This window comes from Marinobacter alkalisoli (assembly GCF_045449855.1).
Classification (GTDB): Bacteria; Pseudomonadota; Gammaproteobacteria; order Pseudomonadales; family Oleiphilaceae; genus Marinobacter.
In genome coordinates this window covers 66,054-78,890 of sequence record NZ_JBJJLC010000006.1, presented here as the reverse complement: position 1 = coordinate 78,890, position 12,837 = coordinate 66,054, and the positions used below count along the sequence as shown (strand labels likewise).

Sequence of the window (12,837 nt, the reverse complement as noted above, 5' to 3'; positions counted from 1 at the left end):
CGCCCTCGCAAACTTATTGTCAACAATCCATGAATTCTGGGCGCCCCCATTGTTGACATAAAATCCCCCTGCCTCACTAATAGAGCGTACGGTCTTCCTCGGGAGGCGGTGTGTACTGGTACAACCAGGTTTCGGTCAGCACCTGATCTTTGAGTTTGAGCTGTAACCGCAGGTCGATGGGCTCCAGGGAGTCGTCAGGCACCAGGTCGAACATGGCCCGGTAGCCATCAATGGAGGCCAGCGGTCTCGCCGATGTAATTTCGACCTCTCCCCGGCTTGCCGTTATGACCGGTTCTACCTCTGCATCATCCGCCAGCAGTGGCAGCGGACCACCCGTAAAATCCACCGCAAACCGCCAGGAGAAGTACGTACGCTCCTGGCCAACCACCCCTCCCAGGCCCGTCCGGGTTGCCTGCACTGTCGCCAGTTCCACGGGCTCCATCGGGGGCTCCGCACCCCAGGAAAGCGTGTAGGCGAATAGGTGTTCCTGCCCCGGTTCCAGCGGTTGTTCGGGGTTCCAGAAGGCCACGATGTTGTCGAAGGTCTCATCCCTGGTGGGAATTTCCACCAGCATGACGCTGCCCTTACCCCAGTCATCATGGGGTTGTACCCAGGCACTCGGGCGCTTGTCGTAGAACACCCCGTCATCCTGATAGTTGGCAAATCGCCGGTCACGCTGTAGCAGGCCAAACCCACGGGGGTTATTGTCAACAAAACTGTTTACCCGTACCGAACGCGGATTAACCAGCGGGCGCCACATCCATTCTCCCTGCCCGCTCAGAATCGCAAGCCCGTCCGAGTCATGAATTTCCGGGCGCCAGTCGTAAGCCATGCGGCGATCGTTCTCTCCGGTCTGGTACATACTGGTGAGAGGCGCAATACCTACACGTTCAATCGGTTTACGGGGGTACAAGGCCGCATCCACCCTCATACCCATGTTACGCCCCGGTGTTAACGTGAAAGCGTAGGCGCCAGTGGTGCTGGGTGAGTCCAGCAGCGCGTAAACCACCAGATGGTTACTGCCAGGCGGCGGCTTTTCCAGCCAGAACGCAGTGAACCGGGGAAATTCCTCTTCGCCATCCAGCCCGGTGTCAATGGCCAGCCCCCTGGCAGAGAGTCCGTACTGCATCTCCGAACCGACGGCCCTGAAGTAACTGGCTCCAAGGAACGCCGCCAGGTCACGCTCGTAGTCGGTATGGAAATGAACCCGGAATCCGGCATAGCCCAAATCCTCCGGTAGCGAACCCAGGGGCTGTTCGCCTTCGTACTGGAAGTATTCCCGTTTATAGGCCAGTTCCCGGGCCTGTCCGTCTTCTACCTCGTGGATGCGGACCGGTGATTTGAAGTACAGACCAAGATGGAAAAGCTGGACCTGAAAGGCATTGTCGTCGTTGCGCCAGAGGGCTTCTTCCGGGCGAAAGCGAATCGCCTGGTAATCGTCCCAGGACAAGCCCTTCAGGGAATCGGGAAGGGCTCCCTCCCTCGACACCCAGGATTCGCCGGCCAACGCCCGGGCATGCTCCTTGAGCCATCCATAACTGAAGGGGCTGGCGCCATCAACAGTGCCAGCCAGGCCAGGGCGAGTGTATAGCAATGCCGATAGAGGTAGAGCCTGGACACCCGCCAGGCTGACAAAGGCATTGATCAGTGTGCGTCTGTCCATATCCTGCTCCTTGTTACGGTTTCAGCTCCGCCCTGCTCAAGCTGGTGATTCGCTGCCCCCAGAAGCTGTCCGGCGGCGAACGCCACGCCATCCGGTGCAACTCCTCCACGGAGGCGCGATCGCGAAACAATTGGCTGAGTTCACTCCGTGACAGGGAATCCGGGCCTTCATTACCGAGCCGCCTTACCAAAGGCGCCAGCAACTCGGCCCTTCTGGGCTGGCGATGAGCCCTTGCCAGGGCAAGATGAAGACGGTTAAGGCGGGGCCGGACCACGGCCGCTTCCACCGCGGTCAGCACTGAGTCCTCATCGTTGATGGCCCGGGCAGTCCTCGCATCGTTCAATACCTCTACCGGAGTGAGCTCCTCGGGAATCACCAGCAAACCATTTGCTCTAAAGGCGCGCCCCACACCCACACGGCTAAGCACCACGGACGTGGGGGCCGCGAGAACCAGAGGTACCGCCACGGGCAACGACCAGAGAAAGAACATCGGGTCCAGGCTCCATGCAAAGGCGGACCAGCCGGCCCCTACCAGCATTCCCGGAAACTGGGTCAGAAATGCGTCCCGCCAGGTGGTCTCTTCGGTACGATTCTGCCCCGCCCAGGACAGCGACAGGTTTAAAAGGGCGCCCAGCACATAACGGCTGTGGGCCATCATTCTTACCGGAGCCAGCAACACCGAAACCACAATCTCCAACAGCACACTCAGAAGTAGCCGCCAGAACCCGCCGAAACTCTTTGCAACCCCATGGATTACCGCGTCCAGAATGGCCAGGAATTTCGGAAAGAACAGCAGTGACAGGGTGCTCAGCGCAAGTCCCAGAGCCCATTCCGGTCGCCATTCCGGCCACAGCGGAAACAGCCCTTCGCGCCCTTCCGGAAAGTAATTGATACTGGCGACGGTCATCTGCACGGCTTCCACGGTGGTCAGAATCAGAAAGGCTAACCAGAGGGGAGAAGCCAGGTAGGCCATAATGCCATTGAGCAGCGCCATCCGGTGAGCCAGGCGGAGTTTGCGCCCGAACAGCAGAATCCAAAGGTGCTGGAGATTACCCTTGGACCAGCGCTTGTCTCTGGAAAGCTCATCGGAAATCGATGGTGGTGATTCTTCGAAGCTGTTACCAAACCCGGGTTCAAGCCATACCTCATAGCCCGCCCTGCCCATGTAGGCGGCTTCCACGAAATCATGACTCATGATCGGCCCGCGGAACAGACCGATCCCACGAAGTTTACGTAGGCCGCAATGCGCCATGAATGGCTTAATGCGAAGGATGGCGTTGTGCCCCCAAAACACGGCGTCCCCCATCTGTATGGCGGCCAGACCGGTTGCAAACAGAGCGGAATAGAGGCGATTGGAGAACTGCTGCACCCGGGCAAACAGGGATTCTCCGTTAATGATGGTGGGGGCGGTTTGCAATATACCGACATTGGGCTCCCGCTCCATCAGTTGCACCATTCTCACGATGGTTCCCGCACTTAGCAGGCTGTCAGCATCCAGCACCACCATGTAGCGGTAACAGCGGCCCCATCGCCGGAGAAAGTCAGCGACATTACCGCTCTTGAAGTTGAGGTTGACCCGCCGGCGACGATAAAACAGACGTCCCTCTGCTCCCAACTCCTCACACAGGCTGTGCCACTGGGCCTGCTCTTCAAGCCAGACATTGGGGTCCCGGCTGTCTGAGAGAATATGGAACTCGAATTGCTCCAGATGCCCTGCCCGCTCAATATCCCGGTACACCGCTTTCAGACCACTGAGGGTCCAATGCACGGGTTCATGGTAGATGGGCATGACAATGGCTGTTTTTGCCAGCGCCGTGTTTTCAAGCTCCTTTCCCGGGTGACGCTTGAGAAGGCTGTGACGGTCGCCTCCGACCAGCCTGAGCATAAAACCGAATACAGCCGTCCAGAAGCCGACGGCAATCCACATATAAAGGAGGATAAACAGAGCCAGCAGGCCAATTTCCACCAGCGTTCCCCCGTGATACGGCAAAATCCAGAGCAGAAAGTAACTGGCAATAACGGTTTGCCCGACCACAAAAAGCGTCAGGAAAAAGCGCCGCACGATGGCTACGCGCCTCCAGCTAGCGGACCGCTCCTGAGCGGTGATGTTCATAGCCTCAGTCATGGGGGGTAATACCCAATGTGACCACGCTCCAGCGGGGGGGCGGGAGGTGGAATATCCATGGCAGGCAGATTGAAATACTCCGGAACCCGGTCAATGCAACGTCCGGGCAGATCCGGACCGTCGCCCACCGTCAGGGCCTTATCAACAAGGCGCAACACCTGCCTGCAGGTGTCTGCGTTCAGATCTATCCCGCTGTCGCGCAGGTAAGTCAGCACCCTCTCCAGCGCCTGCTGACATTGTGTTTCGGGCATCAGCACGCTCCTGTATTATCGGTCCTGCCCCAGCTCTGAGTCCGGAGCCAGTGAATAGGTCCAGGTTTCGGTGAGCGCTTCACTATCAAGCATGAGCTGGCCACGAAGCACCCGGTCCCCTTTACCAACTGGACGAATCAGCATCGAAAGCCGCCAGTTGCCGTCTGCCTCAATGTACTCCACAAAGTGTTCAATGATTTCCACTGCGTCATCATTGCCACTTCCCTCACTGACCTTGCTGACCACGGCGGCATCGGGCTTAAGGTTGTCCAAAGGCCCGCCGGCAAAATCGACAATAATCCGGTAAGCATTCTCCACATTGCCGCCGCCGAGGCGATTACCATCTCCCACAAAGGTTTTCACCGCGCGCCCGGTGTCCTGATCGGCGATCTCGTTGCCGCCAAAACGCAAGCTGTAGGTCAGCTTCCTGTGCTCACCTTTTTGTGCCGGCTCCTTCGGTTTCCAGAACGCGACGATGTTGTCGTTGCTTTCCGAATTTGTCGGGATCTCAACCAGCACGACTTCGCCATCAGACCAGCCCTCACGCGGCATCACCCATGCACTGGGTCGCCGGTCATAACGGGCTTCGGCATCCTCAAACTCGTGAAAGGCTGTATCCCGCTGCATTAGCCCGAACCCGCCCAGACGATTCACTTGCAGATAACTGAGCCTGAGACGCGAAGGGTTGATCAGGGGACGCCACAACCATTCTCCGGCGCCCTGATCATGGATTAGCAGGCCATCGGAATCGTGTACCTGGGGCCGCCATTCCCCCGTTGGTCTGACGGTGTTCTCACCGTAGTAAAACATGGAGGTCAGTGGCGCCAGGCCTGGCTGCTCCACCTGGTTTCGGAAAAACAGCTCAGCAGTAACGTCTATCCGGGTGGTGGGACCGGGCTGGATATCAAACCGGTAGGCACCGGCAACGCTGGGGCCATCCAGCAACCCGTAAACCCGAATGCGGTCGCTCTCTGCGCCTGGCCGTTCAATCCAGAACTCAACAAAGGAAGGCACCTCCTCGCCGGAGGGAAGGCCGGTATCAATGGCAATGCCCCGGGCAGACAGACCGAAATAGTTCTCCGCGCCAACCCCCCGAAAATAACTGGCACCCGCAAAAACCAGAAACTGATTTTGATCCTTGCCGTCGCCCATTGGATAGGTCAGCTTAAAGCCCGAATAGCCCAGGTCAGCGGGAATCCGCTTTGCCAACTCCGGGTCCGGGAAACTGAATGCGGATTTATTGAATGGAATGGGTTCGACGCCACTGGCATCAACTTCATTAAGCTTTACGGTATGGGTGTAGTAGCTTCCGGGTGCCACCATCATCACCTGGAACCGGGAACGCCCTTCCCGCCACAGACTGGCTTCCGGGTTGAAGCGAATGGACTGGTACGCCCGATAGCTCAGATCCGTGAGAAACCCGGGCACCCCTGGCGGCGGCTGGTACTCGGCTTCAGCCTTTTCTCTGGCCTTGCTGGCAATATCATCGAAGCCAAGAGCCCACCCCCAGGTGGAGTAGAACACCCCCGGCAATATCACCCCAATGAGCCATCTTGTCCCTGAACGCATGAAGCCCCTACCCCGACCGACATCATTCCTTGAATTTTTAATGTAGCACCGGCTACCGGTGCTGTCTCAAGTGACATCTTTTTAAGACAGGAAGAAGGCAGGAAAATAAGGGTCAGATACCCATGGTTAACGAGAAGCGGACGTCAGGATTGTTCGGCATTGTCACTGCCACGGTGGAGGTGCGAATCATGCGGCCAACGCTGACATTGGCTGAGAAGGCCCGTCCCTTGAGTTTGAGTGAGACCTGACCCGCGCTGGCCCGACCGTGGCGATCTGACTGCATTTCCGTATAGGGAACCCAGCCATGGAGCACGGAAAAGTTCACACTGGACAGCACGCCATCCACAAAGGGCATTGGCCATGAGGGACTGGCGGTGTCCATGCGGAGCCAGCCACCCCGGATAGCCGAGACAGATTGCCCGTTGAAACCCGCAATCATGGATGGGCCGGCCACCGTGAGATACTCTGAAACAGGAAGATCCTCATCAGCAAACTGGTAACGGCCATGAATCTGCCAGCGCCAGCGCCAGAGCTCCTGCTCAATCGATGCGGACATGGCGACTTTATAGAACTCGTCTTCTTCACCGACATTGTCTCTTAACCGGTAGTCCGTCGCAGTGTACTCACGACCGCTGACAGCAAGAATACCGGTGTTTGCGTGGATGCCGTCCACCAATTCATGACGTCCGTCGGCTTTGACCCCCAGGGAAGACAACTGGTAGCTGGACTCCGACACCAGACTGCCCTCCTCAAAGGTCCGGCTGTCCCGGCCCGCGTGGCGTGCAATACCGTCAATCGCCACACCAAACCGGGAGAACAGGGGGCGACTTGCTCCGATACCCAGCGCCCGGGAATCACCACTGGCGTTATAGCGTCTTCCTGCGTTGCTTACCGCACGCTGGTAACGGGAGCTTGAGGTCTTCAGGCTGAGCTCATTGGGCCCGGCTGGAAAGCGGTAATGAAATGACGTTGAGTTGAAGTCACTGCCGTCTTTTCTGGACTGTAAGTCCCTATAATTAAAACTGACATCATCACTCCGGCCAACCAGGTTGTCAGCCGACACACCGATAGCTCCATCCAGGCCGTCACTGGTCAGCGAGGTTTTGCCAGAAAATTTCAGTTGGGAACGTAACCAGTGCTCGCGTTCCTCACGGAACGACCCGTCACCGCCCGCAAAATTATTGGCGTAGGGCTTCCATCCATTACGCAACCAGGAACCCGAGGATTGCGCGTAGAGGGATTGGCTGAAAACGCACCAGATCAGTGCGATCAACAGAGGATATTTCAAGGTTTCTGATCCTGCTGGGTTGCCTGGCCCCGGGTGAAAGGGAGAGCCGGCTATTCTTAAAAATTTGTCACCGCAGACTGTATTGCATCAGAACCCACAAATCCATTCGCCGTTGCCAAAATTTACAAAGTTAATATTTAAACAAAACAGCATGTTATAGAGTCAATTGAAAGTTTTTTCTATAGGAATCAACAAGCCACACCAAGGGTGAACAAGTTCCGGCTATTACCAAAATATACATTTCGCAACCGCAACCTCCATTTAAACCGATAACTTGGTTACACTTGGCACACTTCGTGACTCAGCCTTTATGACAGGCAGTGACCCCAAGCGATATAAGGACGAACGTTATGATCAGAAAGTGCCTCTTCCCCGTTGCCGGGTACGGCACCCGCTTTCTCCCGGCGACCAAGGCCATGCCCAAGGAGATTCTGCCGATTGTTAACAAGCCCCTGGTCCAGTACGGCGTGGAAGAAGCCGCCGAGGCCGGTATCCATGAATTCGGCTTTGTCACAGGCCGGGGCAAGCGTGCCATCGAAGATCACTTCGATATCAGTTACGAGCTGGAACACCAGATAGCCGGCTCGGGCAAGGAAGGCCTGCTGACCTCCATCCGTGATCTGATTGATAACAACACGTTTGCGTTTACCCGTCAGAACGAGATGAAAGGTCTGGGCCACGCCATTTTGACGGGTCGTAACCTGGTGGGTGACAACCCCTTTGCGGTGGTTCTTGCGGACGATTTCTGCGTGGAAGACGGCGCTGGCGAGGGTGTGCTGACCCAGATGGTGAAGCTGTACAACCAGTTCCGCTGCTCCATTGTCGCTATTGAGGAAGTGCCTGCTGACGAGACCCACAAGTACGGCGTGATTGCCGGCGAGTCCATGAAAGACGGCCTGTACCGCATCACCGACATGGTAGAAAAGCCCGCTCCGGAAGATGCTCCCAGCAACCTGGCGATTATTGGTCGCTACATCCTGACGCCGGATATTTTCGATATCATCGAGCGCACGCCCCCGGGCAAGAATGGCGAAGTTCAGATTACCGACGCACTGCTTGAGCAGGCAAAAAATGGCTGTGTTCTGGCGTACAAGTTCAAGGGCAGGCGGTTCGACTGCGGCAGCATCGACGGTTTCGTGGACGCCACCAATTACGTCTACGAGAACATCTACAAGAACGGCAAGTAAGGGTAAGGTATCGGGGCCGGACTACCGGCCCAGGATCTGAAGAATCATGCGCCGGTTTTCTCCGGAAGCTTTGCGGAACCGGCGCAACAGTTCCAGCTCCTCCTCCGAGAGCTGCACGCGGCTCAGTTCCTTTTCGAGCTCGGCCAGCGCCACCCCCAGATCGTCGCTATTGCTGAACGCCAGGCCAGGCAGTTCCAGCTGCCCGTTATCGGCACCGGCGTCGAGATCCACCAGGCTTTCCAGCGGGGTTTCCGTATGAATGCATACGTCCAACAGTTCCGCGACCCCGGGGTAGCTGCGCTGTTTGGCGTCCGACGCTTCCCAACTGGAGATCCGGGCCTCGTCCACTCCGCACATCCGCGCCACATCCTCACGGGATAAATGCCCGGCTTCACGGATTTGCCGCAGGCGACGATTAAAGGTTTGCAGGTACCGCATAGCTCAATGCCTCTGCCCTATAGGCCACATTCGCCCCGGATCTTCCGGAACTCCAGTCCTGAAGAAAAATCCCAAACAGTGAATCAATCTGGAAATGTAACGTACATATAGCTTTACACACAATCTGCCTATACTGAATTCATCGGCAACGGATAAAAACGATATGGCTGCCCAACCCCTGGACACACAATCCGCCTGGCATCTGGTGCTTGAAGCAGTGAATCGCACCAATGTGACGCTTTCGTCGCCGGATGACAGCAAGCCCGCCCTGGAGTTGAACGGCAGCAGCTGGCGTCTGCTGCAACCGGCCACCGACGCCGCCAGGAACCTGCTGATCGCCTTTTTACCCCTGTGCCGACCGTTGACGGGCATAACTTCGTCCAGGGTGGTCGGGCAGCTTGGCCAGAGCCTTGATGGGCGGATAGCGACGGTGACCGGCGCCTCCCGTTTTATTAACGGAGAGGATGGCATTACCCACCTTCACCGCATCCGCGCCGTATCCGATGCCGTGATTGTCGGCGCTGGTACCGCAAGCACGGACAACCCCCGGTTGACTGTACGCAAAGCCAGCGGCGCCAACCCGGTAAGAGTCGTTATTGACCGCCATCGCCGCGTTCCGGACAGCCACCACCTGTTCACCGATGAGGCCGCCCCGACCCTGAGGCTGATTGCCGGGCACTATCAACCGGGCAAACGGCTGGCGCCCCGCCAGGGTGTTCTGGAGGTTCCCTGCCTGGGGGATCCCGATAGCAAGGTCATGGTCAGTCCGCACGATATTCTGGCAGTGCTGGCAGATTTCGGGTTACGCAAGGTATTTGTGGAAGGGGGCGGGCTGACGGTTTCCACCTTTCTGAACGCCGGCGTACTGGACCGCCTCCACGTCATGGTCGCCCCGATGATCATTGGCAGCGGCCGGCCGGCGTTTTCACTGCCGGAGATTGACCTGCTGGATGACGCCCTGCGGCCGCGGGCGCAGTTGATCAACCTGGGCACGGATATGCTGTTCGACCTGGACTTCAGCGAGCAGTTGCCGCCGAACTGAGCATGAACAAGGCTCCCGGCAGACTGGAGAGCAACACGATAATCCCATACCCGATGCTCAGGGCAACCCCCTGCTCCGCCGGCAACCCGGCCAGGGGCCACAACACAGCAGCTGCGCCCTCCCGGACACCCCAGCCGGCCACGGTCACCGGTATCACCATGCTCACCAGCAGGCCGCTACACAGAGCGAGCAACAGGCATACCGATACGCCCTCCTGCAGATATCCGGCGCCAAAGGCCAGCACCAGGAACACCGCCAGGTAACTTCCCACCACAACAAGCGATGACAACACCTGAACCGGGAGGGCTGGCCAACCCAGTAGCCCTGACCGCAAGTCCCTCATGAGGTGATGTCCGTAATGAGCCAGCCTCGCCCGGAACAACCCAACGACAATAGCGGTAGTGATCGCCATCAGTCCGGCTGCAATCCCGAAATCGAGCAAGCCGGAGCCTTCTGGCGGTTGTACGGATGCGTGTGTCAGCGCCCCTGCCGCCCATTGCCTCGAGAGAAACATTCCGGCCAGAAGGAACAGCACCAGCTGACCGGACAACCGTTCGATAACCACCGCGTGAATGGATGACAGCCGGGAGTGGGCATCCTGTGAGTGACGCCACGCCCGGTTCACATCGCCCACCACACCGCCCGGCAGGACCTGGTTGAGAAACGTCGCCAGGTAGTACTCCTTTACCGCCACCCCGTAGGGCAACGCCAACCGTAAACAGCGTGCGGTGAACACCCAGCGCCAGGCAGACATACACACCTGCATCACCGTCAGTACCAGTGCGGGGAGTAGAATCCACGCCGGCAAGCGTCCCAGTTCCGCCATCAGGTCTGGTACATCCAGCCATGTCACCAGGATGAGCAACAGCAACAGGGTCGCTATCCATCTCCGAACAGGTCTCACCAGGTTTTTCTGTTCAGCCATGGCGCTCCACAGGCGGCAGCGCCAGTAAATCCAGATGGTCTACCCGGATGACCAGTTCGCCCCGGCTGCTTTGCCCTGAACGGGCCTGCAGCCAGCGGGTAATCGCCGGCTCATCTGCGGGTGACTGTTCAATCGCGGCAGCCGCCCAGCCCCTCAGCAGGGCGTCCTGGAGATCGGCCTGATCGGCCGCCAGAACCCAGGGACTGGCTCCGGTGGAGACGGAATAGCCCCGGGCATCCAGCAAGCGGCTCAGCACTCTGCAGGCATCAGGCCCCAGCGCGGCACCATCGCCCTTGTCACCGTGCTGGTGGTCATTGACGAGCGTGAGAATCCGGTTGTCATCCTCATGGCCCGGATCAAGGTCAAAGTGACCGGCATAACTGAGCACAATGAAAACCGCCGCACGCCGACTCAGGGCGCAATCCGCCAGAGTCTCCAGCCATTCGCCAGACACCAGATCGATCAGGGCGGAGGCGGTGAGCAGCTGAACATCGGCGGGGATACGGAATTCCAGACTTTGAGGTGTCAGGCGGTCAACGACCGTGGCGAAGGGGATATCCAGCTGCTGTATCCGGGTCGAGGCGGTCGCCATCAATTCCGCATCCTGGTCCAGCAGGGTCCAGTGCTGGGGGACACCTAAGGCGGGCACCAGGTAGCAGGCGTTCGATCCGGCGCCACTGCCGAGGTCGGCAATGGCCACCGGGCGGTGTTCGCCGCGGCTGCTGACTGACTCCTGATAACGACGCTCAAGCCACGCGATGGCCTGCCGGGTCAGGCTCCGGTCCCGTGCCTGATGGTCCGCCGGCTCCCTGAGCGCGAGCCAGCCTGCCTCAAACATGGTCGGGCCCCGGGTTTCCGCCACCAAAGCCTGAACCCCCTCAAGGAAATCGGTGGCTGTGGTGCTCCAGGTTCTTAACCGGGTCCGCCCGGCTAATGCCTCATGTTGTAACTTGGCCAAACGATCCGGTCGGGTCAGCAGTGTTGCCAGGGTATCTTCCAGCGCCCGGGTGTCTCCCGCCGGGTAAATGCGAACGCCCGGACACCCGGATAACCGGTTCAGAGCACCGCCATCGGTTGTCACTACCGGGACACCTGCGGCCAGGGCCTCGTCAATGGCCATGCCGTATCCCTCGTAAAGCGAGGGAAACACAAACAAATCCGCCTGTTGATAGGCCCGGGCCACAGCCTCCGCGTCAAGCTCACCGGCAACGGATATCCTGTCGCCGAGCCCCAGTTCCCGGATGCACTCCACAACCTTCCGGCCATAGTCGGAATCCCGGTCCACGGGACCGACCAGCGTGCAATGCCAGGGCAAGTGGGCAAGCGCCCCCAGCGCTTCCACCAAATGCAGCTGGGCCTTTCTGGGGGAAAGGTGGGCAACGCACAGTAGCTCAGTTATGCCTTCCTCCGGGGTTACGCCGTCCTGCGGGTTTGCTTTGGGAGTCGGATCGGGCGGTACATCCACACCCGGCGTTGCCACCCGGATTCGGGCAGCGGCAACGTTAAAGTCTGCCAGTCGCCTGGCGGTGTAGTCACTGGTCGCCACCACGCCCCGGACATGGCTCAGGGCCTTGGTCTCGCTTCTCAGAAAAGCTGCGCGCTGCGGCTCTGCCAGTCCGGTTTCATCCGCCAGCGGGTGGTGAACAAGGGCGATCAGCGCCAGTCTCTTCCGGTGTCGTGCAATCACCTCGGGCATGCCGCCCATGGCCAGCCCATCCAGCACCACCAGCGAGTGCTCCGGCAGTTGCGCCAACAGACGGTCCATTGCCTCCAGTGCGACGTCATCCGGCAGCGGAAACTGCCCGGCAACACCCAACACACTAGCCCGCTGGCCGGACCGGTTCAGTGCATCGACCAGTCGCCCGACATAGCGGTAGCCACCGGTATTCTGATCGGGATCCCCCGGGACTACGAAGGTGACCGGCTCATCGTTCTCAGCGAGTGCCATGGTGGAGAGCGCCATGGTAACTGGCCCAGGCGATATGGGACTCACCGAGAGTGACTTTCATCGCTGTCAGACCATTTCCGGTTTTGCCCAGCCGCCCTTTCCTGATGGCCTCTGCCATTGCGTCGAACACCTGCCGGGCCATGAATTCGGTGGTGGTGTTACGCCCGCGGAAGGCTTCAATATCGTCCAGGTTTTGCATGTTGAACGCCTCGATTACCTGTTTGAGCGTCGCCGACGCAAGGCCGATGTCCACGATCAGGTCATCGCTGTCCAGCTCCGGGCGCTCGAAGGTCACATCCACCACATAGGTCGCGCCGTGAAGTTTCTGTGCTGGCCCGAAGATTTCTCCCCGGAAACTGTGGGCGATCATCATGTGATCTCTGACGGTCAGGCTATACATA

The 12,837-nt window shown here is 58.8% G+C and carries 11 protein-coding genes; 2 read left to right on the top strand and 9 right to left on the bottom strand.

The features are described from left to right. Window positions 1-76: 76 nt before the first annotated feature. The 5 genes from ACJO5Y_RS03885 to ACJO5Y_RS03865 all read right to left on the bottom strand — a co-directional run bounded on the left by ACJO5Y_RS03885 (window position 77) and on the right by ACJO5Y_RS03865 (window position 6,896). The gene (locus tag ACJO5Y_RS03885) at window positions 77-1,663 is read right to left on the bottom strand and encodes an OpgD/OpgG family glucan biosynthesis protein (protein WP_406985113.1); all 1,587 of its coding nucleotides are present in this window, start codon (window positions 1,661-1,663) and stop codon (window positions 77-79) included. A 13-nt stretch (window positions 1,664-1,676) separates the two neighbouring features. Beyond that, window positions 1,677-3,788 (bottom strand): glucans biosynthesis glucosyltransferase MdoH, encoded by a 2,112-nt coding sequence (gene mdoH, locus ACJO5Y_RS03880; RefSeq protein ID WP_406985112.1) that lies wholly within the window; start codon window positions 3,786-3,788, stop codon window positions 1,677-1,679. Further along, window positions 3,785-4,039, bottom strand: coding sequence for a hypothetical protein (locus ACJO5Y_RS03875; RefSeq protein WP_406985111.1), 255 nt, complete (start codon window positions 4,037-4,039; stop codon window positions 3,785-3,787). The genes mdoH and ACJO5Y_RS03875 overlap by 4 nt, the downstream gene beginning before the upstream one ends. Before the next feature lie 15 nt (window positions 4,040-4,054). Continuing rightward, window positions 4,055-5,608 (bottom strand): glucan biosynthesis protein G, encoded by a 1,554-nt coding sequence (locus ACJO5Y_RS03870; RefSeq protein ID WP_406985110.1) that lies wholly within the window; start codon window positions 5,606-5,608, stop codon window positions 4,055-4,057. A 112-nt stretch (window positions 5,609-5,720) separates the two neighbouring features. Continuing rightward, complete coding sequence (locus ACJO5Y_RS03865; protein ID WP_406985109.1) at window positions 5,721-6,896, bottom strand: ShlB/FhaC/HecB family hemolysin secretion/activation protein; 1,176 nt, start codon at window positions 6,894-6,896, stop codon at window positions 5,721-5,723. Window positions 6,897-7,246: 350 nt separating this feature from the next. On the opposite strand from ACJO5Y_RS03865, the gene galU reads away from it, so the two are divergent. Beyond that, window positions 7,247-8,083 carry a UTP--glucose-1-phosphate uridylyltransferase GalU gene (gene galU, locus ACJO5Y_RS03860; RefSeq protein WP_406985108.1) on the top strand — a complete coding sequence of 279 codons (837 nt, stop codon included), beginning with the start codon at window positions 7,247-7,249 and terminating at the stop codon, window positions 8,081-8,083. Between the two features lie 21 nt (window positions 8,084-8,104). On the opposite strand, the gene ACJO5Y_RS03855 is transcribed toward galU, so the two are convergent. After that, window positions 8,105-8,521 (bottom strand): helix-turn-helix transcriptional regulator, encoded by a 417-nt coding sequence (locus ACJO5Y_RS03855; protein ID WP_406985107.1) that lies wholly within the window; start codon window positions 8,519-8,521, stop codon window positions 8,105-8,107. A gap of 163 nt (window positions 8,522-8,684) precedes the next feature. Here ACJO5Y_RS03855 and ACJO5Y_RS03850 point away from each other — a divergent pair, with 163 nt between their 5' ends. Continuing rightward, the gene (locus ACJO5Y_RS03850) at window positions 8,685-9,563 is read left to right on the top strand and encodes a RibD family protein (RefSeq protein WP_406985106.1); all 879 of its coding nucleotides are present in this window, start codon (window positions 8,685-8,687) and stop codon (window positions 9,561-9,563) included. Here ACJO5Y_RS03850 and ACJO5Y_RS03845 read toward each other — a convergent pair. The 3 genes from ACJO5Y_RS03845 to ACJO5Y_RS03835 are packed head-to-tail and all read right to left on the bottom strand — an operon-like array spanning window position 9,538 to window position 12,836. Further along, on the bottom strand, window positions 9,538-10,488 hold the full coding sequence (locus ACJO5Y_RS03845) for a lysylphosphatidylglycerol synthase transmembrane domain-containing protein (RefSeq protein ID WP_406985105.1): 951 nt from the start codon (window positions 10,486-10,488) through the stop codon (window positions 9,538-9,540). The genes ACJO5Y_RS03850 and ACJO5Y_RS03845 overlap by 26 nt on opposite strands. After that, window positions 10,481-12,451, bottom strand: a complete 1,971-nt coding sequence (locus ACJO5Y_RS03840) for a glycosyltransferase family 4 protein (RefSeq protein ID WP_406985104.1) — start codon at window positions 12,449-12,451, stop codon at window positions 10,481-10,483. The genes ACJO5Y_RS03845 and ACJO5Y_RS03840 overlap by 8 nt, the downstream gene beginning before the upstream one ends. Beyond that, window positions 12,423-12,836 (bottom strand): 6-pyruvoyl trahydropterin synthase family protein, encoded by a 414-nt coding sequence (locus ACJO5Y_RS03835; protein WP_406985103.1) that lies wholly within the window; start codon window positions 12,834-12,836, stop codon window positions 12,423-12,425. The genes ACJO5Y_RS03840 and ACJO5Y_RS03835 overlap by 29 nt, the downstream gene beginning before the upstream one ends. Between the last annotated feature and the right edge of the window lies 1 nt (window position 12,837).

Excerpts from the sequence above, each read along its gene's own strand:
- ACJO5Y_RS03885 (WP_406985113.1), bottom strand. The coding sequence starts at position 1,663 with ATGGACAGACGCACACTGATCAATGCCTTTGTCAGCCTGGCGGGTGTC.
- mdoH (WP_406985112.1), bottom strand. The coding sequence starts at position 3,788 with ATGACTGAGGCTATGAACATCACCGCTCAGGAGCGGTCCGCTAGCTGG.
- ACJO5Y_RS03875 (WP_406985111.1), bottom strand. The coding sequence starts at position 4,039 with ATGCCCGAAACACAATGTCAGCAGGCGCTGGAGAGGGTGCTGACTTAC.
- ACJO5Y_RS03870 (WP_406985110.1), bottom strand. The coding sequence starts at position 5,608 with ATGCGTTCAGGGACAAGATGGCTCATTGGGGTGATATTGCCGGGGGTG.
- galU (WP_406985108.1), top strand. The coding sequence starts at position 7,247 with ATGATCAGAAAGTGCCTCTTCCCCGTTGCCGGGTACGGCACCCGCTTT.
- ACJO5Y_RS03855 (WP_406985107.1), bottom strand. The coding sequence starts at position 8,521 with ATGCGGTACCTGCAAACCTTTAATCGTCGCCTGCGGCAAATCCGTGAA.
- ACJO5Y_RS03850 (WP_406985106.1), top strand. The coding sequence starts at position 8,685 with ATGGCTGCCCAACCCCTGGACACACAATCCGCCTGGCATCTGGTGCTT.
- ACJO5Y_RS03845 (WP_406985105.1), bottom strand. The coding sequence starts at position 10,488 with ATGGCTGAACAGAAAAACCTGGTGAGACCTGTTCGGAGATGGATAGCG.
- ACJO5Y_RS03840 (WP_406985104.1), bottom strand. The coding sequence starts at position 12,451 with ATGGCGCTCTCCACCATGGCACTCGCTGAGAACGATGAGCCGGTCACC.
- ACJO5Y_RS03835 (WP_406985103.1), bottom strand. The coding sequence starts at position 12,836 with ATGTATAGCCTGACCGTCAGAGATCACATGATGATCGCCCACAGTTTC.